Origin of the sequence: Pseudomonas triticicola, assembly GCF_019145375.1 — a bacterium.
Classification (GTDB): Bacteria; Pseudomonadota; Gammaproteobacteria; order Pseudomonadales; family Pseudomonadaceae; genus Aquipseudomonas; species Aquipseudomonas triticicola.
This window is the reverse complement of the sequence record NZ_JAHSTX010000001.1, coordinates 3,233,589-3,257,920: the sequence shown is the minus strand read 5'-3', so window position 1 is coordinate 3,257,920 and position 24,332 is coordinate 3,233,589. Positions and strand designations below refer to the sequence as shown.

Sequence of the window (24,332 nt, the reverse complement as noted above, 5' to 3'; positions counted from 1 at the left end):
GTTGCGGGGGCTTTTCTTGGTGCGCTTCAGATCACTCTTCAGCCACCGAATCCTTGCTCTGGCGCTTCTGAATCAGCTCGACCAAGCGCTTGGCCAACGCCGGGTAGTTTTCATCAAAGTGATGCCCGCCAGGCAGTTTCACCGCTTCACCAACAGCAGTTTTGTCCGTGCAGCCACTCTCATCCGTCTCTTCTTCACCATAGATGCACACAACCTTGGCCGCCGGCAGTTTGGCCATTTCCGGGCCGGTGGCGGCTTCTTTGCCGGCGTTACCCAACCAGCCTTCGACTTCGATTTCGAAGCTGCCGGTGCGGGCGAAGGCGAGCAGGATGATGGCGTCGACGCGTTGCTGTTCGTTCTCTGGCAGGCGGTTGTAGATCGCCGGCAGGACGTCGGCGCCGAACGAATAGCCGGTGAGGATGAAGCGTTTGGTGCCCCATTTCTGCCGGTAGTGCTGCATCAGTTCGGTGAGGTCGAGTGCGCTTTGCTCCGGGCTCTTGTGCTGCCAGTAGTAGCGCAGGGTATCGATGCCGACCACCGGGTAGCCGATCTTGGCCATTTCGCCCGCCACGTCGCGGTCGAGGTCACGCCAGCCGCCGTCGCCGGAGAGGAACAGGGTAACGGTGTCGTTGGCCTGCCCGGCCGGCACTTCCACGACCGGAATCGCCAGGCCGCCGTTGGCCTTGTCGCCGCCGACGAGGATTTTGCGCAGTTCGTTGTTCAGCACTTGCGGCAGGTTGATGTCGTAGTCACTGATGCTGGTTTCGGCGTTCGGCTGATCGCGCACGAAGCCTGCGCTAGCGTCGTCCGGGTTGTCGTTCCACGCCACAAGCCAGTGGCCGTGGGCGGCGGATTTTGGCAACAGGTGGGTGCAGCCGGGTTTTTCCAGGGCCAGATCGACGGAGACGGCCTGGGCCTTATCGTCTTTCTGTTCCGCCAGCCAGCGCCATGCCAGCACAGCGCCTGGTCCGATGCCGCTGACCAGGGTGGCCGGGCCATTCAGTTCACGCAGGCCCGATTGCAGGGCGCGGCTTTGCAGCAGGCAGTCCTTGGGCAGAATCACCTGAACGATCTGCGCCGAGGCGCTGCGGCTGAGGGTGGTCAGTTGTTTCTCGGAGAGCTTCTGTTCGTCAGTGACCGCCACCAGCACCTGAGCCTTCGGCTTGCTGCCGGGGATCACGCGGGTCATGACCGTGCCATCGGCGGGTTTCAATTGTTCGACGGTCGGTTCCGGTGCCGGACGTTTGAGGTACCAGTAACCGCCGCCGGCAATCACGGCCAGCACCAGCAGGGCGGCCAGGATGTACTTCAGGGAGCGTTGAATCATCAGCGTTTCACCAATCCAGTCAAGCCGCCCGCGATCAGGGCAGCAGTGTCGGCCAGCGCCACGAGCGGATCGAGTCCGGCGGGCACGGCCATATAACGGGGTTCCCAGTCAGGCTGGAACTTGTCTTTGAAGCGGCGCAAGCCTTGGAAGTTGTACAGCTGCTCACCACGGCGGAAGACCATCGAGCCCAGACGCTGGGTCAGTGGTGCGCCGCGCCGGGGTTGCAGCCCCGACAACGGCACCATGCCCAGGCTGAAGCGCGCGTATCCGTGACTCTTATAGTGTTGAATCAGGCCGACCATCATGAATTCCATGGTCAGCTTCGGCGCTTCCGGGTGCGCGCGCATCAGGTCGAGACTGGCCAGATCATGGCTGTAGGTCTCGAGCAGATTGGCGAACGCCACCGGGCGGCCTTCGAAGCGAATCACCGCAATGCGGAAATGCTTCAGGTAATCGTCGCTGAAACGGCCGAGGGAGAAGCCTTTCTCGCGCACGTTCTTGCCGGTCAGCCAGGCATCGGAAATCACCTTCAGATCGTCCATCGGCGCCTGGCCCGGCTCATGGATTTCCAGCGACAGACCATCGCGGGTGCCACGGTTCCAGGTGTAGCGCAGGTCCTTCATCTCCTTGCCCTTGGCTTCCAGATCGAAGCGCAGCAGATCGACCCGGGCTTCTTCGCCGAGCTTGATCGCCGTCAGGCCGATGTCCATGTAGTACGGCAGGTTCTCCGCGCGCACTTGATAGAACACGGGGCGCGTGTGATGGATGTCGCAGAGATCGCGGAACTGCCAGATCATTTCCGCACGTTGCTGGCTCGGCCCGATCGGGTCGTACAGCGCCACCAGACTGCGGCCACGGCGGGCGTACATCAGGAACGCTTCATCGTTGGGGTGAAACAGCAACGCCTTGTCACCGGTCAGCGCGAGGCCGCCATCGGGTTGCGACGAGGCCATGAGGATTTTTGCCGCGCGATCCAGTTCGTCCGGCGTCGGCAAATGAATCACCGGGCGCGCGGTGCGCAGCAGCCAGGTCAGCGAGATGATCACCAGCAACACCGCCGCACCGAGCAGCGAGCGCAGGCCACGCGGAGCGTCAGCGTCGAGGGTGAACTGCCACCACAGCTGGTGGCTGTAGGGTACGTCCTGATAGGCAAACAGCAGCAACCAGGCCGAAGCGCCCAGCACGCAGAGACTGGCGACCAGATACAGCGGCGAAAACGGCAGTTCGGTCAAACGGCTCGGGCGATAGAAGGAGCGGCGGAACACGCCGAGCAGCGCGGCCGTAAACGTCATCAGCGTGGCTTCTTCCCAGTCGAAGCCTTTGAGTAGCGAGAGCAGGGCGCCGACCAGCAGCAGAATGACGGTCAGCATCCACGCCGCCGACAGGCGTCGGCGCAGACCTTGGGCGAGCAACAGACACAAAACGCCAATCAGGCTGGCGCCGAAGTGCGAGGCGTCGACCAGGCGATGCGGGATCAGAAAACCGATGTGCTCCAGGCGCGTGTCGATCTCCGGTGTGGCGCCGGAAAACAGCAGCACCACGCCAGACAGAAACACCAGCACCGCCAGAACCGGCGCGGCCAGACCGGACGCCGCGCGCATGGTCTGGGATTGGAACAGGCGCTGGCCTTCGTTGATCAGCAGCAATACGCAAGCGACCAGCAGCGGCAGCACCACGTAGATCAGGCGATACAGCAGGAGTGCGGCTGCCAGCGGCGCGGCGCCAAGCTTGTCGGCAAATGCGGCGAGCAGAATTGCTTCGAATACACCGACGCCGCCCGGCACGTGACTGAGCACTCCGGCGGCCAGGGCCAGCAGGTACACCAGCAGGAACGGCGCAAACGGCGGCGCTTCCGGCAGCAACAAATACAGAACGGTGGCGGCAGCCGCGACATCGAGGGCGGTGATCACCAGTTGCAGGAAGGTCAGGCGTCGACCCGGCAGGCGCAATGTCCGTCGCCCGGCACGGACCAGCAGATTGTCGGGGTAGGGTTGTTCCGGCAGACGACGGCGATAGATGCCGATTGCCAGCACTGCACCGAGGATCAATACGCCAGCGGCGACGGAGCCGAGCAAGAATTCGGACAGCCCCAGCGCTTGCGAGGCGGCGGGCAGGTTGCTCAGGGTGGCCAGCGCTGCCAGTGGCGGCAAGGCGCAGCCCAGCGAAAGACTGGCGAACAAGGTCATGTGCGCGACTTCCGACGCACCGACGCCCAATCGCGCATATAAACGATAACGAACCGAGCCGCCGGACAGCAGCGACAGGCCGATCGCATTGCCAATCGCAAATGCGGTGAAACCGCCGAGGGCGAGGGTGCGCGGCGGCAGTTTCACGCCAGCGTAGCGGCTGGCCGACCATTCATAGCCGAGCAGAATAATGAAACCGACCACGGTCGCACCGATGGCGCCAAGCAGGGCGGGTTTCGGCACGTCGAGAATCGAGTCATGCAACGCGTCGAGATCGAGCTCGGCGAGCAGATGGCGGCAGGCAATCAGGGCAATGGCAAACAGCAGCAACGTGACGGCCAGACCGATCGGCTGACGGTATTTGCTTAATCGATCCAGCCAGCGCAAACGCTCGGGTTTGATCGGTTGTTCTGCTGTAACGGTGTCTTGTGGATCAGACGAGTTGGCGCGCATCAATCACCTCTTGGATTGTGCGCGACAGGATGGAGGTATCCAGCCAAGTTACCAATCCCTGTAGAAAAAAATAATCACAAAATACTACGCCTCTCGTCGGGCATCGGCGAGGGCAGTTCCTGGATTGCAGAAACCCTGTCTGCGACTCAAGCATAGTCGCAAGTCAGTGGTTCTGATGATCCCCAGCGGTTCACTGCACAGTGACAGATCATTGTTGCGAAAGGACTTTTTCGACAGATACAAAAAAGGCCACTCTTTCGAGTAGCCTTTTTTGATGTTTGGTTGCGGGAGCCGGATTTGAACCGACGACCTTCGGGTTATGAGCCCGACGAGCTACCAGACTGCTCCATCCCGCGTCTGTGTGGCGGCATTCTACAGGCGAACGACGAGGTGTCAACCGCTAATCCCGGAATGGGCCAAATAACTGCGAAATCGCGGCAAACGGTCGCAGGTGATGCGTAAGTTTCGGAAATGCAACAAATTGCCGTTTCGCCAGCGATTGAGCGGGGCGCCCGTGTGCAAAACAGACGCGCACAAAAAAGGCCACTCTTTCGAGTAGCCTTTTCTGATGTTTGGTTGCGGGAGCCGGATTTGAACCGACGACCTTCGGGTTATGAGCCCGACGAGCTACCAGACTGCTCCATCCCGCGTCTGTGTGGCGGCATTCTACAGAGGTTCGCGAGTGTGTCAACCGTCGATCTGGATAAATCTGTTGAGGTTCAAGCGCTTAGCGTTTTTTCGCGGCGGTTGGCCGGCGCGCAGGGCAGGTGGTGCAAGGCTTTCAGCTCTATTGCACCTTGATCGGTGATTGAAAAAATAAATTCAGCGGAAATCTCCTACGGTCGGAAAAGAACATTCAACCACTGGTGCTATATACAGGTGCCAATGAGATACTGCCGCTCCGGCTTGCCACGTTGTCTTTTTCCGACATGACCCAGCGAAAAATCATCCACATCGACTGTGACTGTTTCTACGCCGCCATCGAGATGCGCGATGATCCGCGTCTGGCCGGCAAGCCGTTGGCGGTGGGTGGTTCGGCGGATCGGCGCGGGGTGATCGCCACCTGCAACTATGAAGCGCGCGCCTATGGTGTGCGCTCGGCCATGGCTTCCGGGCATGCATTAAAGCTGTGCCCGGACCTGACCATCGTCAAGCCGCGCATGGAGGCTTATCGCGAAGCGTCGAAGGAGATTCATACGATCTTTGCCGACTACACCGACCTGATCGAGCCGCTGTCGCTGGACGAGGCCTATCTCGATGTGTCGGACAGCGCGCATTTCGGCGGCAGCGCCACGCGCATCGCTCAGGACATTCGTCGCCGGGTCTCCAATCAGTTGCACATCACCGTCTCGGCTGGCGTTGCGCCAAACAAGTTTCTGGCGAAGATCGCCAGCGACTGGAAAAAACCCAACGGCTTGTTCGTGATCACCCCGGATCAGGTCGAGGAGTTCGTCAGTGGTCTGCCGGTGAGCAAGCTGCACGGCGTCGGCAAGGTCACCGCCGACAAGCTCGGCAAGCTTGGCATCGTTGACTGCCAGCACCTGCGCGAGTGGGGCAGGCTGGCGCTGGTGCGCGAATTCGGCAGTTTCGGCGAGCGCTTGTGGAATCTCGCCCGTGGAATCGATGACCGTCTGGTGCACAACGACAGCCGGCGTCAGTCGATCAGCGTGGAAAACACCTACGACGTTGATCTGCCGGACTTGCGCAGCTGCCTGGAAAAATTGCCCGAGCTGCTCGATACCCTGAAAACCCGCATGGCGCGGATCGACAGCAGTTATCGACCGGGCAAGCCGTTCGTCAAAGTCAAATTTCATGATTTCACCCAGACCACGCTGGAACAGGCCGGGGCAGGGCGTGACCTGGGCAGTTACCAGTTGATGCTGACGCAGGCGTTCAATCGCGGCGGCAAACCGGTGCGGTTGTTAGGGGTAGGAGTGAGGCTGGAGGATCTGCGCGGCGGGTTTGAGCAGATGGAGTTGTTTGAGCGGTAGATTCGCGGCGCCTCGCAGGGCCTCTTCGCGAGCAGGCTCGCTCCCACATTGGATCTGCGTCGTTCACAAATCCCTTGTGGGAGCGAGCCTGCTCGCGAAGCTTCTAAGCTTTAATTCGGTCCCGGATCAGCCACTAAACGCCCGGCATCCTTTGCCAGAGACTTGAGAAACTCAGTCTGCAACTCAGGATCATTGCGGGTCAGTTCGATCAGACTCTGCTCCAGTTCGCTGGCTTCTTCTTCCAGGCCCAGCTCCGACAGGCGTTTGACCCGGTGTACCCACTGGCTCACTTCGTCATCTTCCAGATCGTCATAAATCAGCCCGTGCGCCTCGATCAACTTGCCGCGCAGGTGGCCGCTGAGCATCAGGGTCGAGTCGGTATGCACGTCGTCCTTGGCGTCTTCGACACTGATCTGCAAGCGGCCAACATGGTTGAGGTCATGTTCGGCAAAAGGGCTGTCGAGCAGATTCAAACGCAGCACGCCGTTGCGGTCGGTGGTCATGTCGAATGTCTGCTTGCCGGCCTTGACCTGCACCGGTCGTTCGCTCCACGGCAGGCTCGAATACTCCGTGCGCTTGTCGCGCTGGACTTCATCGATGCCCGCGAGGTTCTGCTGCGCGCGACCGTTGGACTGCACGTTCATGAACGGGTTGAGCCCGGCGAAACCGTAGCTCAGCCAATCCTTGGTGACGCTGTCCGGCAGGTTGCCGAGAGCGAACACGTTGACCACGTTGGCACCGACACCACCGACCACGGCCACCGCGCCCAGCGGAATCTCGTAGACTTCGCGCCAGGGTTGGTAAGGCGTGTAGCGGTCGTAACGACGGGTGACCTCGAACTCGGTGACTTCGAAAGTCTTCTGTTCGTTGATCTTCACGCGTCGCTGCGGCAGCTCGAGCACCTTGGGCTCGCCGACATCGATCTGCAGGCTGTGATCGAGCAGTTTTCGCTCGACCCGCTCTTCGTGCTCGCTGCGTTGCGACATGTGATTGGCGCAGCCGCTGACCAGCAGGGCGCCGCACAGGGCGGCGCCACCGAGGCCTAAGGTGTTTCGCTTGAACATGACGTCTCTATCTGGTTTCAGCGGCGGATACGGGCCTGAAGGAAGGACACAACATCGGCCACCGGCAGTGCTTGCGCCTCTGCTTCGGAACGACTCTTGTATTCCAGGTTGCCTTCGGCGAGGCCGCGGTCGCTGACCACGATCCGGTGTGGAATGCCGATCAGCTCCATGTCCGCAAACTTGATGCCCGGGCTGGTTTTCTTGTCGCGATCGTCCAGTAGCACTTCGAAGCCGGCCGCCGTCAGTTCGGCGTACAGCTTGTCGGTGGCTTCGCGCACCTGCTCGGTTTCATAGCGCAGCGGTACCAGCGCGATCTGGAATGGCGCCAGGGTGTCGCTCCAGATGATGCCGTTGGCGTCGTTGTTCTGCTCGATGGCAGCGGCGACCACGCGCGATACGCCGATGCCGTAGCAACCCATTTCCAGGGTCACCGGCTTGCCGTTTTCGCCCAGCACTTCGCACTTCATCGCCTTGCTGTACTTGTTGCCCAGCTGGAAGATGTGGCCGACTTCGATGCCGCGCTTGATTTCCAGCGTGCCTTTGCCGTCCGGGCTTGGGTCGCCAGCGACGACGTTGCGCAGGTCGGCAACGGTCGGAACCGGCAGATCGCGCTCCCAGTTCACGCCGAAGTAGTGCTTGTCGTCGATGTTCGCGCCAATACCGAAGTCGCTCATCATCGCGACCGAGCGGTCGATGATGATCGGTAGCGGCAGGTTCAGCGGGCCGAGCGAACCAGCGCCGGCGCCGATCGCGTCACGCAGTTCGGCATCGGAGGCCATCACCAGCGGGCTGGCCACGCCAGGCTGGTTGGCAGCCTTGATTTCGTTCAGTTCGTGATCGCCACGAATCACCAGCGCGATCAGCTTGCCTTCTTCTTCGGCGTGGACGATCAGGGTCTTGATGGTCTTTTCAATCGGCAGATTGAATTTTTCCACCAGCGCCGCGATGGTCTTGGTGTCTGGCGTATCGACCAAGCGCAGTTCTTCGGTTGGCGCAGGGCGCGAGGTTTCCCGTGGCACCGCTTCGGCTTTTTCGATGTTCGCCGCGTAGTCGGAGCCGTTGCTGAAGACGATATCGTCTTCGCCGGACTCGGCCAGCACGTGGAATTCGTGGGAACCGGCACCACCGATCGAGCCGTTGTCGGCTTCTACCGGGCGGAATTTCAGACCCAGACGCGTGAAGATGTTGCAGTAGGCTTCATGCATGCGGTCGTAGGTGACCTGCAGCGACGCCTGATCAGCGTGGAAGGAGTAGGCGTCCTTCATGATGAATTCGCGGCCGCGCATCAAACCGAAGCGTGGGCGGATTTCGTCGCGGAATTTGGTCTGGATCTGGTACAGGTTGATTGGCAGCTGTTTGTAGCTGCTCAACTCGTTGCGCATCAGATCGGTGATCACTTCTTCGTGGGTCGGGCCCGCGCAGAAATCACGACCGTGGCGGTCTTTGATGCGCAGCAGCTCAGGGCCGTATTCTTCCCAGCGCCCCGATTCCTGCCACAGCTCGGCCGGTTGGGTGCTCGGCATCAACACTTCCAGAGAACCGGCAGCGTTCATCTCTTCGCGAACGATGGCTTCGACCTTGCGCATGACTCGCAGGCCCATCGGCAGCCAGGTATACAGGCCCGAGGCAAGCTTGCGGATCATGCCGGCGCGCAGCATCAGCTGGTGGCTGATCACGACCGCGTCGGAAGGCGTTTCTTTCTGTGTGGCGAGCAAAAATTGACTGGTGCGCATGGTTGGCCGTTGTCGGTTGCTATGACTGGAAATGACGGAGCAGTGTACCGGCGAGTTTTGCTGACGTACAGAAGTGTGGCCGGCGGAAGGCGCCAGCGGCGGGATTCCTCCCGCCATTGGCGAAGCGTCCTACGATTCTTCGGTGACGGGCGTCGGTGCAGGCTCGGGCGTCGGTGTCTGCCCTTCGCGGCGGCGCTCCTGAAACCAGTGCAGCGCGATCAGTAGCAGCGTCGGCACGCCGAGCAGGGCGGTGATGAGGAAGAAGCTGTGATAGCCGAACTTCTCGACCAGCACGCCGGAATAGCCGCCCATCAGGCGCGGCAGCAGCAACATGATCGAGCTGAGCAGGGCGTATTGCGTTGCGGAAAACTTCAGGTTGGTCAGGCTCGACAGGTAGGCAACGAACGCCGACGTCGCCAGGCCCGAACTGAAGTTGTCGAGGGAAATGGTCACCACCAGCATCTGCAGGTTCGGGCCCATGTCCGCGAGCATGACGAACAACAGGTTGGTCGCCGCCGAAGACACACCACCGATAAACAGGATCGGCAGAATGCCGAAACGCACGATCAACAGGCCACCCATGCCGGCACCGACGAGGGTCATGATCAGGCCGAAAATCTTGCTGACACTGGCGATCTGATCCTTGGTGAAACCCTGGTCGATGTAGAACACGTTGGCCATGACGCCCATTACCGTGTCGGACATCCGGTAAGTGGCGATCAGGCCCAGCAGCAACAGCGCCTGCCAGCGATAACGCAGGATGAAGTCATTCACCGGCGTCAGTACCGGCGCCAGTCCGCGCCGGCCCATGGCCGACAGGCACATGCCGGTGAGCAATATGTAGAGGATGGCGCGCAGAAAGGCGCGGTCTTCGAGGAGCAGGTCGAGCGGGCTCATGTCACCGAACAGCACGCCAGCGAAATCGGTGTTGTACAGCTGGGTGAACATCGCCGGTACGGAAACCAGCAGAACGATCAGCACGAACACCGACATCAATTGATGCATGAACGTGTAGCGCCCGGCCTGCAACTGCGTGCGCAGCGGCACCGGTGGTTCGCGCATGAACAGCGTGGTCAGCAGCGCGGGCACCATCAATGCGCCAAACAGTACATAGGTGCCGGTCCATGCCGCGTGCTTATAGTTGAAGCCGGTGGAGCCGAAACCTTCGGCGAAAAACAGCGCGCCGGCGGTGGCGAGCAGGGCGGCGACGCGGTAACCGGACATGTAGCTGGCGGCGAGGGCGGCCTGGCGGCTGTCATCGGCGATTTCCAGGCGATAGGCGTCGACCGCGATATCTTGCGTGGCCGAGGCGAAGGCGACGACGACGGCAATGGCGATCAGCCAGGACAAATGCTTCTGCGGATCACAGAAGCCCATGCCGATCAGCCCGAGAATCACCAGTGCCTGGGAGAGCACCAGCCAGGAACGGCGACGGCCGAGCTTGCCCAGCAAGGGCAGGCGCCATTGGTCGAGCAGGGGCGACCAGACCCATTTGAACGCATACGCCAGGCCGATCAGGCTGGCATAGCCAATGGTTTCACGGGCCACGCCCGCTTCACGCAGCCATACGGAGAGCGTCGAGAACACCAGCATGTACGGCAGGCCGGCGGCAAAACCGAGCAACAACAGCACGAGCGTCGAAGGACTGGCATAGGCGGCGAGCGCGGCGCGCCAGGTTTTACGGGGCATGGGCTGAAGTCTGCCTCAAAATTGCGAAAACAAAGCGCGCACTCTAACCGCTGTGCTCTACCGGACGCCAGCCATGGCGCCGAATATCCACACGATTGTTCTGGACGGTGATGCCTTCCATGCGCAATCGCGCACGTTGTTCGTCACCGGAAGGGCTGCCGACCGGCAGGCTGATTCGTCCGCCAGCGCCGAGCACGCGGTGCCAGGGCAGCCTGGTGTCGCCGGGCAACTGGCTTAAAGTCCGCCCGACCCAGCGCGCGGCGCGGCCCAGCCCGGCAAGTTCGGCCAACTGGCCATAACTGACGACTTTGCCTTCGGGCACTTGCGCGAGCGTCGAGTAGAGTGCCGTGCGTCGGATTTGCGCATCGTTTTCGACGCTGTCGAGCGGGTCTTTCACGTACGCGGCTCCTGAGCATTGGCGTGATGATGGCGACAAGGGTAATCGCTCGTGGCGCAGTTGAGAAATGAACTCAATTGAAATAGTCCGGTCAGTCCTTGTCATGGGCAAAATCCTACGGATAATGCCGACCCTTTTCGCCAACTCTGAGCCCCCGATCTGCTTATGTTCCCCAGAACCCTGTTGTGCCTTGCTGTTTTCAGCGCGTCCACGCCCCTGCTTGCCGACACCGTCTGGTTGAAAAACGGCGACAAGCTGAGTGGCACCATCACGGTATTCGACGGCGGCAAGCTGTTGATCCAGACCAAATACGCCGGCGCAGTGGCGATTGACTGGAAAGAGGTCAAGACCCTCGACAGCGATCAGCATCTGCTGGTGAAGCAGGACGCCTATGCCGGTGAAGTATCGAAGTCGCTGACGGCGGCCGACGATGGCAAGGTCACCCTGGCCAACGGCGAGGCGCCGAAGACGGTCGAGCTGGCGAGCATTCAGCAGATCCTCAAGCCCAAGCCGATCGTCACCGACCTGGTGTGGAAGGGTAACGTCGATCTGGCGCTGGACTATCAGCGCGCCGAAAAGGACACCGACGATTACGACGTTGCCTTCAAGACTTCGGCTCGCCATGGCCGCTGGCGCCATACCGGGGAGGGTGAGTACAACCGCGAAGTCCAGGATGCGGAAACCACCACTAACAACTGGCGCGCCGAATACTCCCTCGACCGCTTCCTCACCGATCAGTGGTTCTGGCAGGGGCGCATCAACTACAAGCGTGATCACATCGAAGAGCTGGCGCGTCAGCGCGTGGTCGGTACCGGTCCGGGCTACCAGTTCTGGGACGACGAACTCGGCGCGTTCTCGCTGGGCTCGTTGCTCAACCGCACCGACTATGAATACCGCGATGGCAGCAAGGACAACTTCTATTCCGTCGCGATGAAGTGGGACTACAACCGCTACCTGATCGGCAAGAAGGTCGAGTTCTTCACCAATGGCGAAGTCGGCAAGCCGCTGTCGGGCGTTGCCGATTATGCTCTGGATGCCGAGCTGGGCCTGCGCTACAAGGTCACCGACTGGGCGTCGCTCAACCTCAAGGCCGAGCGCGACATCATCAGCGGCACCAACGATGCGGATCTGAACAAGACCCGTTATACCGCAGGGTTTGGTGTGGCCTGGTAAAAGCACAAACGAAAAATCGCAGCCTTTCGGGCTGCGATTTTTTTTGCCTGAACAAAACAGGCGCCCACAAAAAAGCCCCGCTTTTAAGGGCGGGGCTCTTTTCTAAAGAAGCTACAAGTTAGATAACTTGTACTTCTTCAGCTTGCATGCCTTTCTGACCGCGGGTAGCGATGAAAGAAACCTGTTGGCCTTCTTTCAGGCTTTTGAAGCCGTCGGATTGGATAGCTTTGAAGTGAACGAACAGGTCGTCACCGGATTGTGGAGTGATGAAGCCGAAGCCTTTTTCATCGTTGAACCACTTAACGGTACCGGTTTGGCGATTAGACATGGTGTAACTCCTTGAACAAAGATAACTGCGACTCAGGAAGAACCCTGGCCGAGACTGAGTGCAAAGAGCAGGAAAAATTCTTGTAGATGGTTGGATCGAAATTCAACATATCGTGTAGAGATTCTCAGTGACACAAGCAACACAGTGACGCCACCTTAACCCTTTTTCCGGAACGTGCCAATGTTTCTTGCAAAGGATTCTCTGTTTTAGGGATCGGCGGTGCGACGGTTCGTCGCCACATCGCGTAAATACGGGGTGTTCGCCGAGAATTGCGTTGCGCACTTTGATCGCGGCGACGCGCCCGGTAAGATGCCGGACAGAATTTTTCCACCTCGCTATTCAGGACAAACCCGCCATGAGCATCAAATCGGACAAGTGGATTCGCCGCATGGCGCAGGAACACGGCATGATCGAACCGTTCGTCGAGCGCCAGATGCGCGGCAGCGACGACAGCCGGGTGATTTCCTACGGCGTGTCGAGCTACGGCTACGACGTGCGTTGCACCAACCACTTCAAGGTGTTCACCAACATCAACTCGGCGATTGTCGACCCGAAGAACTTCGACGCCGGCAGCTTCGTCGACATCCACAGCGACGTCTGCATCATTCCGCCGAACTCCTTCGCCCTGGCCAGCACCGTCGAGTACTTCCGCATTCCACGCAACGTGCTGACCATCTGCTTGGGTAAAAGCACCTACGCGCGCTGCGGCATCATCGTCAACGTCACTCCGCTCGAGCCTGAGTGGGAGGGTCATGTGACGCTGGAATTTTCCAACACCACCAACCTGCCGGCGAAAATCTACGCCAACGAAGGTGTGGCGCAGATGCTCTTCCTTGAATCCGATGAGGAATGTGAAGTTTCCTACAAGGATCGGGGCGGCAAATATCAGGGCCAGCGTGGCGTGACCTTGCCGCGTACCTGATCGACCATCCGACGGATGTCGGGAATTCTTTGGCGGGCAGACACTCTATGGGGGTGTACTGCCCGTTTTTGTTACACACAAATTCGGGCCTTCACTGAGGAGTGCCCTATGAAGATCGACCCGCGAATCAGCGCTGAACTGGCAAGGCTTGAGCCCAATCAGATAGGCGTTCTGGCCTGGTCGTTACTGGCGAATCCGTCTTTGAGCCTGTCCGGCGGCGTGCCCGGCCAGCCCGATCCCGATACTCCCAACGAACAACCGACCGAACCAGGCGAACCGACCCTGCCGGACGAGCCGCCTCCGGCGCCTGTTGCCTGACCGACTGTGATGAATATGGCCCGTCAGCCTGATCGATTTGCGATCTAGCTGACGGGCCATATTTCGTTGTCGCCGATCACGAAGACCTTGCAACTGTCGTCGCGCTCGACCTGATAGCCGCCGGTAAACGCACCGAATGCCGGCATCAGGCTGATGCGCTCACCGAGTCTGAAACAAGCCAGGCGCAGACTCTGCCGACCTTTGCCATGCAGCCGATAGACCGGGTGCACATGGCCGGCGAGCACGTGCCGCTCGGGATGCGGATCGGGCTCATGCTGCAGGGCGAATGGCCCGAGTAACAGCGGCTCTGGCACCACGCGGATATTCAGCGAGGCTGGTGGGTCGCCTGCGCGTTTGTCGTGGTTGCCGCGAATCAGTGTCATCGGCAGGTCAGCGTGCCGTGCGCGCCACTCTGCCAGCGCATTCAGCGTGGTCGGGACATGGGAACCAGGCCCATGCAGGAAATCCCCGAGAAAAATCAACTGGCGACACGGCAACCGCGCCAGCAACGCGTCGATTACCTCGATGTTGCTCGCCGTCGTGCCATGCGGCACCGGCTGGCCGAGGCTGCGATAGGCCGCCGCCTTACCGAAATGCACATCGGCGATCAGCAATGCTTCCTGCGCTGGCCAATACAGCGCTTTCTCCGGCAGCAACCACAACTCCTCACCGGCCAAACGCACCGGGTACGCACTCACGACGATTTTCCGTTATCAGCGGTTTTTTCCAGGTCACCGACCATTCTTCTGATCCTGTCTGCCAGTTTTTCCGAACTCATGCTCTCGCGCATCCGCTCCACCAGCAGCGGAAAGCCCAACGGTGTAGGACGTTTAACCTGATGCACATCCAGTTTCATCTGATTGATGCGCTCCAGTGTCTGTTCCAGACGGCGAATATCCAGCTCTTCGCGTAGGACTTCTTCCCCGGCCTGGGCCAGCAGCAGGTTGTCGGCGTCATATTGTTTGAACACTTGGAAAAACAAGCCACTCGACGCCTGCACCTGGCGGGTACTCTTTGGTGCGCCCGGATACCCGGCGAACACCAGCCCGGCGATCCGCGCGATTTCGCGGAAGCGGCGCAGCGCCAGTTCACCGGCATTGAGGCTGGCCAGCACATCCAGCAACAGGTCATCGGCGTTGAACAGGTGAGCGTCGAGATGCGCGGCCCAATCCACCGGTGTGGCGCTGAGCAGTTCTAGGCCGTAATCATTCACGGCAATCGAGAAGGTCACCGGTTGCCGCTGACTGACGCGCCACGCCAGCAGGCTCGCCAGTCCCAGATGCACTTGGCGCCCGGCGAACGGATAGAGGAAAAGATGCCAGCCTTCGCGGGATTTCAGTACCTCGGCCAGCAGATTTTCCGTGGTGGGCAAGCCGGACCAGCGTATCTGCGTCTCCAGCAGCGGCCGCAGCGCGTGCATTTCCGGGCCGTTGAACTGACCTTGAGCAGCGGCGCTGAAGCGCGTCACCACTGCTTCGGCCAGTTCGTTGGATAACGGCATGCGCCCGCCATTCCAGCGCGGCACGGCGGCTTTTTTTGCGGTGCTGCGTTTGACGTAGGCGGTCATGTTTTCCACCCGCACCAGTTCCAGCAGGCGCCCGGCGAAGAGGAAACCATCGCCGGGTTTCAGCCGGGCGATAAAGCCTTCCTCGACGCTGCCCAGTTGTTTGCCACCGCCGCCCTTGCTCCAGAATTTCAGGTTGATGCTCGCGTCGCTGACGATGGTGCCGATGCTCATGCGATGGCGCCGCGCCAGACGCGCATCCGGCACACGCCAGACGCCGTGTTCGTCCGGCTCGACCCGGCGGTAATCCGGATACGCTGTAAGAGACATCCCGCCATGGCGTACGAACGCCAGCGCCCAGGCCCAGTCTGCCGCTGTCAGGTCACGATAAGCCCAGGCACCACGGACTTCTTCGTACAAGTCTTCAGGAATAAAGCCACCGCCAAGGGCCATACTGACCAAATGCTGGACCAGCACATCCAGCGGCTTGTGCGGTGATAGACGCGGCTCGATGCGCCGCTGTTCGACGGCATCGCGTGCGGCAACCGCTTCGATCAGCTCCAGGCTGTGGGTCGGCACCAGCGTCACCCGCGAGGTGCGCCCCGGTGCGTGACCGGAACGGCCGGCACGTTGCATCAACCGCGCAACGCCTTTCGCCGAGCCGATCTGCAATACACGCTCGACCGGGAGGAAATCCACACCCAAGTCCAGGCTTGAGGTACACACCACCGCTTTCAACTGGCCATTCTTCAACGCCTGCTCGACCCAGTCGCGGGTATCGCGTGACAGTGAGCTGTGGTGCAGCGCGATCAACCCGGCCCAGTCCGGCCGCGCTTCCAGCAGCGCCTGATACCAGATCTCCGATTGCGCGCGGGTGTTGGTGAACACCAGGCTGCTGGCGCAGGCGTCGAGCTCGGCCACCACTTGCGGCAGCATCTTCAGACCGATGTGGCCGGCCCAGGGAAAACGCTCGATGGCCGGTGGCAGCAGGGTGTCGACTTGCAGGGTTTTTTCGCTTTTGCCCTGAACACTGACGCCGCCGCCCTGTGGGATCAGCACTTGCTCGGCGTGGGATTGATTACCGAGGGTGGCGGACACGCCCCAGACGATCAATTCCGGCTGCCAATGCCGCAGGCGGGCGAGGGCCAGTTGCAGTTGCACGCCGCGTTTGTTGCCGAGTAATTCGTGCCATTCATCCACGACGATCATGCGCAGGGTCGACAACGCGGTGCGCGCATCGGCGCGGGCTAGTAGCAGAGTCAGGCTTTCCGGGGTGGTGATCAGCGTGGTCGGCAGACGTCGGCCCTGGCGGGCGCGTTCGCTGCTGCTGGTGTCGCCGGTGCGCAGGCCGATGCTCCACGGAATCTGTAAATCATCCACCGGGCTTTGCAGCGCGCGGGCGGTATCGGCGGCGAGGGCGCGCATCGGCGTGATCCACAGCACCGTCAGCGGTTCGGCCGGCGGTTTGCGTTTGCGCGGTGTAGCCACGGGCGGTTGCAGGCGGGCGAAGCGGTTGAGCGCAGCAAACCATACCGCATAAGTTTTGCCGGCGCCGGTGCTGGCGTGGAGCAACCCGGATTCGCCGTTTTTCACCGCCGCCCACACCTGTTTCTGAAAGGCGAACGGCTTCCAGTCGCGGGCGCTGAACCAGGTTTTTGCAAAGTCGGGGGATTTCGCCATGCCGGCTGCGTGCGCTCTGAGGTGTTGTTTCAGAGACAGCGAAGCGGGGGGACAAGTTTAACTTTGTCGGTCGGTGGATTCCCCCGTGGGAGCGAGCCTGCTCGCGAATGCGATGTCACATTCAACATTGATGTTGACTGATAAACCGCTTTCGCGAGCAGGCTCGCTCCCACACAGGGTTGGGTGCCAACCTTATTTAAGGTTGCCGCTGAGGAACTGCTTCAGCCGTTCGCTTTTCGGGTTGCCCAGCACGTCTTCCGGCGCACCTTCTTCCTCCACCAGACCCTGATGCAGAAACAGCACCTGATTCGACACCTTGCGCGCGAAACTCATCTCGTGGGTGACCATGATCATAGTCCGACCTTCTTCGGCCAGGCCCTGAATCACTTTCAGCACTTCGCCGACCAGTTCCGGGTCGAGTGCCGAGGTCGGTTCGTCGAACAGCATCACTTCCGGTTCCATCGCCAGTGCCCGGGCGATCGCCACGCGCTGTTGCTGACCGCCGGACAGAAACGCCGGGTATTGATCGGCGACCCGCGCCGGCAAGCCGACTTTGTCCAGATAACGACGGGCGCGATCCTCGGCTTCCTGTTTGCTGCAACCGAGCACCCGGCGCGGGGCCATGGTGATGTTTTCCAGCACGGTCATGTGGCTCCACAGGTTGAAATGCTGGAACACCATCGCCAGCCGCGTGCGCAGGCGTTGCAGTTCATCGGCGTCGGCAACGTGCATGCCGTGCCGGTCGGTGACCATGCGGATCGCCTGGCCATCGAGGCTCATGGCGCCGTCATTCGGTTGTTCAAGGAAATTGATGCAGCGCAAAAAGGTGCTTTTGCCCGAGCCGCTGGCGCCGATCAGGCTGATCACGTCGCCGGTTTTGGCCTTGAGCGAAACGCCTTTGAGCACCTGATGATCGCCATAGCTTTTGTGCAGGCCTTCAACGGTCAGTTTGTACATGGACGAGCATCCTCAAGGCGAAAGTAGGTAGCCGCTGCGATAGGCTTCGGCGCCCGCGACGTGGGCGATGACCATGCCGGCAGTGGCCATGCGCCGCAGCGAGCGCGCATACAGCAGGCCGGCGGCGATGCAATGAATGGGGGTGACCTTGTCGTGGACCGGGTCGATGATTTCAGCGATCTGCTGGCCGGCTTCCAGGTATTGGCCGGGCGTGGCGCAGTACACCAGCAGGCCGCCGACCGGCGTGGTCACCGGTTCCACCCCGGCCAGTGGCGTGGCCGGGTACGGCAGTGGCGGTTGCGGCTTGGTCTCGCCAACGATGGCATCGAACTGGATCAGGTAATCGATCAGCGCCTGACAATCGCGGCTGGCCAGCGGGTGATTGACGTCGCCCTGACCGCGCAATTCGACGGTCACCGAGAAGCTGCCCAGCGGAATCTCGAATTGCTCGCCGAAGCGCTCGCGCAGTTGCCACCAGAGCAGGGTGAAGCACTCGTCGAACGACTGCCCGCCGGAATCGGTAGCAAGCAGGCTGGCCTGCGCTTCCATGTAGCGCGCCAAGGGCTCGACCTGTGGCCACGCCTCGGGCGTGGTGTACAGGTGCACCACCGATTCGAAGTCGCAGTGCAAGTCCAGCACCATGTCGGCATCGCAGGCCAGGCGTTGCAGGGTCAAACGCTGGGATTGCAGTTGTGTGGCCGGCGTCTGGCGGGCGAGGGCGTCGCGCAGGCTGGCACGGATCAGTTCGAGGTTGTGCTGCGCATCGTCGTCCAACTGGCCTTCGATGGCGTTGCCGATTTCTTCGCTGAGGTCGACGAACCAGCGATTGAAGTTCTGCCCACTCTCAAGGTCGTAACGGCCCAGCGGCACGTCCATCAGCACTTGTTCGAGGCCGACCGGGTTGGCCACCGGCACGAGGACGATTTCGCTGCGCAGGCGGCCGGCGGCTTCCAGCTCGGCCAGACGCTGCTTCAGGTGCCAGGCGACCAGCATGCCCGGCAGTTCGTCGGCATGCAGCGAGGCCTGAATGTACACCTTGCCCTTGGCCTGCTGTGGGCCGAAGTGGAAACTGTGAATCTGCCGTGCGGTCCCCGGCAGCGGGGCCAGCAAGTCATGAATCTGGTGGCGCATTGTTATCTCTTTATTTTCAAACCGGTGCTAGTGAGTCGGCCCGAGGAAGGCCAGCCAGCGGCGTTCGGCGAGGCGGAACAGGCCGACCAGCGCGAAAGTAATGGTCAGATAGATCAGCGCGGCGATGCCGAATGACTGGAAGGTCAGGAAGGTCGCCGAGTTGGCATCCCGCGCGACTTTCAGGATATCGGGAATGGTCGCGGTGAACGCCACGGTCGTCGAGTGCAGCATCAGGATCACTTCGTTGCTGTAGTAAGGCAACGAGCGGCGCAGTGCCGACGGCATGATCACGTACGCGTACAGCTTCCAGCCGGTCAGGCCATAGGCCTTGGCCGCTTCGACTTCGCCGTGGTTCATGCTGCGAATCGCCCCGGCGAAGATCTCCGTGGTGTACGCGCAGGTGTTGAGGGCGAAGGCGAGGATCGTGCAGTTCATCGCATCGCGAAAGAAGCTGTCGAGGATCGGCTGTTCGCGCACGGCGGCGAGGCTGTAGATGCCGGTGTAACAGATCAGCAACTGGATATACAGCGGCGTGCCCCGGAACAGGTAGGTGTAGAACTGTACCGGCCAGCGAATGTAGAAGTGCGGCGAGACGCGTGCAATCGACAGCGGAATCGAGACGACGAAGCCGATGCAGATCGAGGCGGTCAGCAGCCACATCGTCATCGCCAGTCCGGTGATGTTCTGGCCGTCGGTATAAAGGAAGGCTTTCCAGTATTCCTGCAGGAGTTCGATCATCGTACGGCCTCCCGGGCACCGGCGGCGTAGCGGCGTTCGAGCCAACGCAGGATGAAGTTCGAAGCACTGGTGATCAGCAGATAGATCAAGGCGGCGAGGACCAGAAAGTAGAACAGTTGATAGGTGCTTTTACCGGCGTCCTGGGCAGCCTTGACCAGATCGGCCAGACCGATGATCGACACCAGCGCGGTAGCCTTGAGCATGACCATCCAGTTGTTGCCGATGCCCGGCAACGCGAAGCGCATCATTTGGGGAAACACAACAAAGCGAAAACGCTGGCCACGTTTGAGGCCATACGCGGTGGCGGCTTCGACCTGACCACGCGGCACCGCGAGGATGGCGCCACGGAAGGTCTCGGTGAAATACGCGCCATAAATGAAGCCCAACGTCAGCACGCCGGCGCTGAACGGGTCGATTTCAATGTATTCCCATTCCATGTAGTCGGTCAGTGACGTCAGCCAGGTTTGCAGGCTGTAGAAGATCAACAGCATCAGCACCAGATCCGGCACGCCGCGAATCAGCGTGGTGTAGAGCTGCGCGGGCAGGCGCACCAGTTTGACTTTCGACAGTTTGGCACTGGCGCCGAGCAGGCCGAGCAACACGGCCACCAGCAGCGACATCGCCGATAATTTGATGGTCATCCAGGTGCCTTGCAGCAGCAACGGGCCGAAGCCCTGCAGACTGAACGAGGCCAGCCCCAGATTTTGCAGGAGGGTTTCAAACATAAATCAGCAACCTGAGCGGATGGAAAAGGCGCCCATCGAGGATGGGCGCCGGGGCATTATTTGCCGCTGTACAGATTCAGGTCGCCAAAGTGTTTCTTTTGAATCTCGGCGTATTTGCCGTCGTCATGTAACGCTTTGATACCTTTATCCAAAAGTGCTTTCAGCTCAGTGTTACCTTTCTTGATACCGACAGCGGTTTTGGCTGGCAGCAATTCGCTGTCGACCGGCTGGCTGATTTCATACTCGGCGCCTTTTGGCGACTTCAGAAAGCCCAGTTCGGCTTGCAGCATGTCCTGGATACCGGCGTCGAGACGGCCGGAGGTCAGGTCGGAATACACCTGATCCTGGTTCTGATAGGCCTGGGTTTTTACGCCGGCCTTGTCCAGCACGGCTTTGGCATAGGCTTCCTGAATGGTGCCTTGCTCATAGCCAACGGTTTTGCCCTTGAGCGAAGCGACATCGGCGGTGATGCCGGAGCCTTTCTTGAACACGTAAGCGGTCGGGCCGGAAAACAGTTCGCTGGAGAAGTCGATGACCTTCTCGCGCGCCGGGGTCACGGTCATCGACGAGATCACACCGTCGAACTTGTTGGCCTTGAGGCCCGGAATCATGCCGTCGAAATCGCTTTCGACCCATTTGCACTTGACCTTCAGTTCGGCGCAGATCGCGTTGCCCAGATCGATATCGAACCCGACCAGGCTGCCATCGGCCGCTTTCGACTCGAACGGTGCGTACGAAGGGTCAACGCCAAAGCGCAGCTCTTTGTATTCCTTGGCCAGCGCGGAGCCGGCGGCCATGCACAACGCCAGTGCAGAAAGGGTCAGCAATGCTTTTTTCATTATTCAATCCCTAAGAACCAATATGAGCGCTTGTGGCGCAGAATTATTGTTACTGCAACGCTTACGACCTGTAGAAAGTAGCAATTTCCGAACCAGAGTGCCGAACAGGTGTTTTAAAAGGTCAAGTGCAGAGAGGCAAGGGTAGTTGAATGCCCGGAAACGGGCATAGCTGTTTGCATGCACTGTTTCGGTTCAAGCGCGTGGCTCAGAGCAGGGAAAAACTGTGGAGAGGCGATTTGTCCCCGATGACTGATCGTTCCCACGCTCCTGCGTGGGAATGCATCAACGGACGCTCCGCGTTCGGCTCTGGGGGGGACGCAGAGCGTCCCGGGCTGCATTCCCACGCAGAGCGTGGGAACGATCAGTGAAAAGGGCTTAGGCCAACAGATCCTGAAGGGTAGCGAGGCTGTCGGCTTCTTCGACGGTCTTGTCCTTGCGCCAGCGCAGCATGCGCGGGAAACGCACGGCGATGCCGCTCTTGTGCCGGCGCGACAGGGCGATGCCTTCGAAGCCGAGTTCGAACACCAGGCTCGGTTTCACGCTGCTGACCGGGCCGAATTTCTCCACGGTGGTCTTGCGCACGATGCTGTCGACCTGACGCATCTCTTCATCGGTCAGCCCCGAATACGCCTTGGCGAACGGCACCAGCGAGCGTTGACTGGATTCCGGCGGGCCGTCCCACACGGCGAAGGTGTAATCGCTGTACAGACTGGCGCGACGGCCGTGTCCGCGCTGGGCATAAATCAGCACCGCGTCGACGCTGAACGGGTCGACCTTCCACTTCCACCACACGCCCATGTCCTTGGTCCGGCCGACGCCATACAGCGAATCGCGGGCCTTGAGCATCATGCCCTCGACGCCGAGTTTGCGTGACGCTTCGCGCTGGCGGCCAAAGTCGAACCAGTCCTCGCCGTTTAATACCGGGGAGGGCAGCAGTACCGGGCTGTTGCAGCGCGCGATCACCTCTTCGAGTTGCGCCCGGCGCTTGACCTGCGGCTGGTTGCGCCAGTCTTCGCCCTGCCATTCCAACAGGTCGTAGGCCAGCACCACCACCGGCACTTCTTCGAGAATCTTCTTGTCGAGGGTCTTGCGACCGATGCGTTGTTGCAGCAGGGCGAACGGTTGAACGGCCGGCGGCTCATCGGATCGCGGATCGAAGGCATCTTCAGTAGTCGGATGGGTGCTCTTCCACACGACGATCTCGCCGTCTATCACCGTGCCGTCGGGCAAGCCGTGGACCAGCACATCGAACTCGGGGAAGCGCTCGGTCACCAGTTCCTCGCCGCGCGACCACACCCACAGCTTGCCATCGCGCTTGACCACTTGCGCGCGGATACCATCCCACTTCCATTCCACCTGCCAGTCGCTGGCCGGGCCAAGCAGGGCTTCGAATTCGTCGACCGGTTGCGACAACGCGTGGGCGAGAAAAAACGGGTAGGGCTGACCGCCGCGCTGGGCGTGTTCGTCGGCGGATTCCGGGGCGATCAGTTTCAGATAGCTGGCGGCGTTGGGCCGGTTCGACAGATCGGTGTAACCGACCAGACGCTGAGCCACGCGTTTGCTGTCGAGCCCGGCCATCGACGCCAGGGCGCGGGTGACCAGCAACTTCGACACGCCAACGCGGAAACTGCCGGTGATCAGCTTGATGCACAGCATCAGGCTCGGCCGGTCCAGTTGCGCCCACAACATTGGCAATTGGCGCGCCAGGTACTCCGGCGTTTCACCGCGAAGTGGCAGCAGCTTGTCTTCGATCCATTCGGCAAGACCGGCCTCGGAGCTGTGGGAATTTTCCGGCAGCACCAGAGAAATGGTCTCGGCCAGATCGCCGACGGCTTGGTAGCTTTCTTCGAACAGCCATGGCTCCAGTCCTGAGACTTCGACCGCCAACTCGCGGAGGATGCGCACCGGCACCAGTTGCCGAGGCCGACCACCGGAGAGGAAATACACCGCCCACGCGGCATCTTCCGGCGCGGCCTGCGCGAAGTAAGCCTGCATCGCCGCCAGCTTGGCGTTGCTCGACGTGGTGGCGTCGAGTTCGGCATATAACTCGGCGAAGGCTTTCATGGCGATGTCTCGGCAACGGTGGGTTCGGTGGCGATGTTGTCGTCTTCGTCATCGCCGTATTCGGTGGTGAAGCCTTGTGCATCGAGGCCCTGTTCGCGCAGATGGCGCACGAGCACGCCGATCGAGCCGTGGGTGACCATCACCCGTTCCGCGCCGGTCTGGTTGATCGCCCACAGCAGGCCGGGCCAATCGGCGTGATCGGAAAGGACGAAACCGCGATCGACGCCGCGCCGCCGCCGGGTTCCGCGCAGGCGCATCCAGCCGCTGGCAAAGGCATCGCTGAACTCGCCGAAACGCCGCATCCAGGTACTGCCGCCTGCTGACGGCGGAGCAATGACCAGCGCCTGGCGCATGATCGGGTCGCTTTTTTTTACGTCGCCCGCATAGATCGTCGGCGGCAGGTACACGCCGGCATCGCGGTAGACGCGGTTCAACGGTTCGACCGCGCCGTGGCTGAGGATCGGCCCGAGGGTTTCGTCGATGCCGTGGAGAATCCGCTGCGCCTTGCCGAAGGAATAGCAGAACAACACGCTGGCCTTACCGGCGGCAATATTGGCCGCCCACCACTGATTGATCTCGGCGAAGATCTGCGCCTGCGGCTGCCAGCGATAGATCGGCAGGCCGAAGGTCGATTCGGTGATGAAGGTGTGGCAGCGCACCGGTTCGAATGGGGTGCAAGTGCCATCCGGCTCGACCTTGTAATCGCCCGATGCGACCCAGACTTCGCCGCCGTATTCCAGCCGCACCTGCGCCGAACCGAGGACATGCCCGGCGGGGTGAAAGCTCAGGGTCACGCCGTGGTGGGTCAGGCGCTGGCCGTAATCGAGGGTTTGCAACTGGATGTCCTGACCCAGACGCGCGCGCAGAATCCCGGCGCTGGCGCTGCTCGACAGGTAGTGCTGATTACCGGTGCGCGCGTGATCGCCATGGGCATGGGTGATCACCGAACGCTCGACCGGCCGCCACGGATCGATATAGAAATCCCCGGCGGGGCAGTAGAGACCTTCAGGTCGGGCAATAACAAGATCCATGTCGTGACCGGAATGGGGGGCTTGTTAGCTATGAGGCAGGCGTGAGGCTGGAAGTTCGATCGGCTTTGAAGCGCTACCCTCA

The 24,332-nt window shown here is 60.9% G+C and carries 20 protein-coding genes and 2 tRNA genes; 4 read left to right on the top strand and 18 right to left on the bottom strand.

Going from position 1 to position 24,332, the window contains the following annotated elements; translation table 11 throughout:
• Positions 1-31 precede the first annotated feature (31 nt).
• The 4 genes from KVG85_RS14540 to KVG85_RS14525 form a co-directional block, all read right to left on the bottom strand.
• Entirely contained in the window at positions 32-1,327 is a 1,296-nt protein-coding gene (locus KVG85_RS14540; protein ID WP_217864209.1) for a virulence factor family protein, read from the bottom strand.
• Complete coding sequence (gene mprF, locus KVG85_RS14535) at positions 1,327-3,966, bottom strand: bifunctional lysylphosphatidylglycerol flippase/synthetase MprF (protein ID WP_217864208.1); 2,640 nt, start codon at positions 3,964-3,966, stop codon at positions 1,327-1,329. Before mprF ends, KVG85_RS14540 begins: the two co-directional genes overlap by 1 nt.
• Before the next feature lie 279 nt (positions 3,967-4,245).
• Positions 4,246-4,322 (bottom strand) — tRNA-Met (locus KVG85_RS14530).
• 217 nt (positions 4,323-4,539) lie between these two features.
• Positions 4,540-4,616, bottom strand: a tRNA-Met gene (locus tag KVG85_RS14525).
• A gap of 279 nt (positions 4,617-4,895) precedes the next feature.
• Between KVG85_RS14525 and dinB the strand changes: the two genes are divergently transcribed.
• Entirely contained in the window at positions 4,896-5,957 is a 1,062-nt protein-coding gene (gene dinB / locus KVG85_RS14520; protein WP_038861106.1) for a DNA polymerase IV, read from the top strand.
• Positions 5,958-6,067: 110 nt separating this feature from the next.
• Here dinB and KVG85_RS14515 read toward each other — a convergent pair whose 3' ends face one another.
• The 4 genes from KVG85_RS14515 to KVG85_RS14500 all read right to left on the bottom strand — a co-directional run bounded on the left by KVG85_RS14515 (position 6,068) and on the right by KVG85_RS14500 (position 10,840).
• Entirely contained in the window at positions 6,068-7,021 is a 954-nt protein-coding gene (locus tag KVG85_RS14515) for a hypothetical protein (protein WP_073475925.1), read from the bottom strand.
• A gap of 17 nt (positions 7,022-7,038) precedes the next feature.
• Complete coding sequence (locus KVG85_RS14510) at positions 7,039-8,754, bottom strand: proline--tRNA ligase (protein ID WP_041478071.1); 1,716 nt, start codon at positions 8,752-8,754, stop codon at positions 7,039-7,041.
• Between the two features lie 129 nt (positions 8,755-8,883).
• Positions 8,884-10,443 (bottom strand): AmpG family muropeptide MFS transporter, encoded by a 1,560-nt coding sequence (locus KVG85_RS14505; RefSeq protein WP_122505741.1) that lies wholly within the window; start codon positions 10,441-10,443, stop codon positions 8,884-8,886.
• Positions 10,444-10,486: 43 nt separating this feature from the next.
• Positions 10,487-10,840: an MGMT family protein gene (locus tag KVG85_RS14500; RefSeq protein ID WP_071174585.1), complete on the bottom strand. Its 354-nt coding sequence runs from the start codon at positions 10,838-10,840 to the stop codon at positions 10,487-10,489.
• Positions 10,841-11,005: 165 nt separating this feature from the next.
• Between KVG85_RS14500 and KVG85_RS14495 the strand changes: the two genes are divergently transcribed.
• The gene (locus KVG85_RS14495; protein WP_024011896.1) at positions 11,006-12,013 is read left to right on the top strand and encodes a DUF481 domain-containing protein; all 1,008 of its coding nucleotides are present in this window, start codon (positions 11,006-11,008) and stop codon (positions 12,011-12,013) included.
• 118 nt (positions 12,014-12,131) lie between these two features.
• On the opposite strand, the gene KVG85_RS14490 is transcribed toward KVG85_RS14495, so the two are convergent.
• Complete coding sequence (locus tag KVG85_RS14490; protein ID WP_002554837.1) at positions 12,132-12,341, bottom strand: cold-shock protein; 210 nt, start codon at positions 12,339-12,341, stop codon at positions 12,132-12,134.
• 355 nt (positions 12,342-12,696) lie between these two features.
• Here KVG85_RS14490 and dcd point away from each other — a divergent pair, with 355 nt between their 5' ends.
• Positions 12,697-13,263, top strand: a complete 567-nt coding sequence (dcd, locus tag KVG85_RS14485; RefSeq protein WP_007940589.1) for a dCTP deaminase — start codon at positions 12,697-12,699, stop codon at positions 13,261-13,263.
• Positions 13,264-13,371: 108 nt separating this feature from the next.
• On the top strand, positions 13,372-13,581 hold the full coding sequence (locus KVG85_RS14480) for a hypothetical protein (protein WP_016771389.1): 210 nt from the start codon (positions 13,372-13,374) through the stop codon (positions 13,579-13,581).
• Between the two features lie 44 nt (positions 13,582-13,625).
• On the opposite strand, the gene pdeM is transcribed toward KVG85_RS14480, so the two are convergent.
• The 9 genes from pdeM to KVG85_RS14435 all read right to left on the bottom strand — a co-directional run bounded on the left by pdeM (position 13,626) and on the right by KVG85_RS14435 (position 24,250).
• A complete protein-coding gene (pdeM, locus tag KVG85_RS14475) occupies positions 13,626-14,279 on the bottom strand; it encodes a ligase-associated DNA damage response endonuclease PdeM (RefSeq protein ID WP_437182187.1) in 654 nt (217 codons plus the stop codon).
• Positions 14,276-16,765, bottom strand: a complete 2,490-nt coding sequence (locus tag KVG85_RS14470) for a ligase-associated DNA damage response DEXH box helicase (protein WP_217864207.1) — start codon at positions 16,763-16,765, stop codon at positions 14,276-14,278. Before KVG85_RS14470 ends, pdeM begins: the two co-directional genes overlap by 4 nt.
• 192 nt (positions 16,766-16,957) lie before the next feature.
• Entirely contained in the window at positions 16,958-17,722 is a 765-nt protein-coding gene (locus KVG85_RS14465; RefSeq protein WP_041478066.1) for an ABC transporter ATP-binding protein, read from the bottom strand.
• Between the two features lie 12 nt (positions 17,723-17,734).
• Positions 17,735-18,853 carry a succinylglutamate desuccinylase/aspartoacylase family protein gene (locus KVG85_RS14460; RefSeq protein ID WP_217864206.1) on the bottom strand — a complete coding sequence of 373 codons (1,119 nt, stop codon included), beginning with the start codon at positions 18,851-18,853 and terminating at the stop codon, positions 17,735-17,737.
• 27 nt (positions 18,854-18,880) lie between these two features.
• Positions 18,881-19,591: an ABC transporter permease gene (locus KVG85_RS14455; RefSeq protein ID WP_217864205.1), complete on the bottom strand. Its 711-nt coding sequence runs from the start codon at positions 19,589-19,591 to the stop codon at positions 18,881-18,883.
• Complete coding sequence (locus KVG85_RS14450; protein WP_016771383.1) at positions 19,588-20,316, bottom strand: ABC transporter permease; 729 nt, start codon at positions 20,314-20,316, stop codon at positions 19,588-19,590. Before KVG85_RS14450 ends, KVG85_RS14455 begins: the two co-directional genes overlap by 4 nt.
• Before the next feature lie 56 nt (positions 20,317-20,372).
• Positions 20,373-21,155 (bottom strand): transporter substrate-binding domain-containing protein, encoded by a 783-nt coding sequence (locus KVG85_RS14445; RefSeq protein ID WP_217864204.1) that lies wholly within the window; start codon positions 21,153-21,155, stop codon positions 20,373-20,375.
• A gap of 375 nt (positions 21,156-21,530) precedes the next feature.
• On the bottom strand, positions 21,531-23,219 hold the full coding sequence (locus tag KVG85_RS14440; RefSeq protein ID WP_217864203.1) for an ATP-dependent DNA ligase: 1,689 nt from the start codon (positions 23,217-23,219) through the stop codon (positions 21,531-21,533).
• Positions 23,216-24,250 (bottom strand): ligase-associated DNA damage response exonuclease, encoded by a 1,035-nt coding sequence (locus KVG85_RS14435; RefSeq protein ID WP_024011903.1) that lies wholly within the window; start codon positions 24,248-24,250, stop codon positions 23,216-23,218. Before KVG85_RS14435 ends, KVG85_RS14440 begins: the two co-directional genes overlap by 4 nt.
• Positions 24,251-24,332: the final 82 nt, after the last annotated feature.

Bases quoted from the DNA above. Each gene is read 5' to 3' on its own strand.
- KVG85_RS14540 (WP_217864209.1), bottom strand. From the start codon at position 1,327: ATGATTCAACGCTCCCTGAAGTACATCCTGGCCGCCCTGCTGGTGCTG.
- mprF (WP_217864208.1), bottom strand. From the start codon at position 3,966: ATGCGCGCCAACTCGTCTGATCCACAAGACACCGTTACAGCAGAACAA.
- dinB (WP_038861106.1), top strand. From the start codon at position 4,896: ATGACCCAGCGAAAAATCATCCACATCGACTGTGACTGTTTCTACGCC.
- KVG85_RS14515 (WP_073475925.1), bottom strand. From the start codon at position 7,021: ATGTTCAAGCGAAACACCTTAGGCCTCGGTGGCGCCGCCCTGTGCGGC.
- KVG85_RS14510 (WP_041478071.1), bottom strand. From the start codon at position 8,754: ATGCGCACCAGTCAATTTTTGCTCGCCACACAGAAAGAAACGCCTTCC.
- KVG85_RS14505 (WP_122505741.1), bottom strand. From the start codon at position 10,443: ATGCCCCGTAAAACCTGGCGCGCCGCGCTCGCCGCCTATGCCAGTCCT.
- KVG85_RS14495 (WP_024011896.1), top strand. From the start codon at position 11,006: ATGTTCCCCAGAACCCTGTTGTGCCTTGCTGTTTTCAGCGCGTCCACG.
- KVG85_RS14490 (WP_002554837.1), bottom strand. From the start codon at position 12,341: ATGTCTAATCGCCAAACCGGTACCGTTAAGTGGTTCAACGATGAAAAA.
- dcd (WP_007940589.1), top strand. From the start codon at position 12,697: ATGAGCATCAAATCGGACAAGTGGATTCGCCGCATGGCGCAGGAACAC.
- KVG85_RS14480 (WP_016771389.1), top strand. From the start codon at position 13,372: ATGAAGATCGACCCGCGAATCAGCGCTGAACTGGCAAGGCTTGAGCCC.
- KVG85_RS14470 (WP_217864207.1), bottom strand. From the start codon at position 16,765: ATGGCGAAATCCCCCGACTTTGCAAAAACCTGGTTCAGCGCCCGCGAC.
- KVG85_RS14465 (WP_041478066.1), bottom strand. From the start codon at position 17,722: ATGTACAAACTGACCGTTGAAGGCCTGCACAAAAGCTATGGCGATCAT.
- KVG85_RS14460 (WP_217864206.1), bottom strand. From the start codon at position 18,853: ATGCGCCACCAGATTCATGACTTGCTGGCCCCGCTGCCGGGGACCGCA.
- KVG85_RS14455 (WP_217864205.1), bottom strand. From the start codon at position 19,591: ATGATCGAACTCCTGCAGGAATACTGGAAAGCCTTCCTTTATACCGAC.
- KVG85_RS14450 (WP_016771383.1), bottom strand. From the start codon at position 20,316: ATGTTTGAAACCCTCCTGCAAAATCTGGGGCTGGCCTCGTTCAGTCTG.
- KVG85_RS14445 (WP_217864204.1), bottom strand. From the start codon at position 21,155: ATGAAAAAAGCATTGCTGACCCTTTCTGCACTGGCGTTGTGCATGGCC.
- KVG85_RS14440 (WP_217864203.1), bottom strand. From the start codon at position 23,219: ATGAAAGCCTTCGCCGAGTTATATGCCGAACTCGACGCCACCACGTCG.
- KVG85_RS14435 (WP_024011903.1), bottom strand. From the start codon at position 24,250: ATGGATCTTGTTATTGCCCGACCTGAAGGTCTCTACTGCCCCGCCGGG.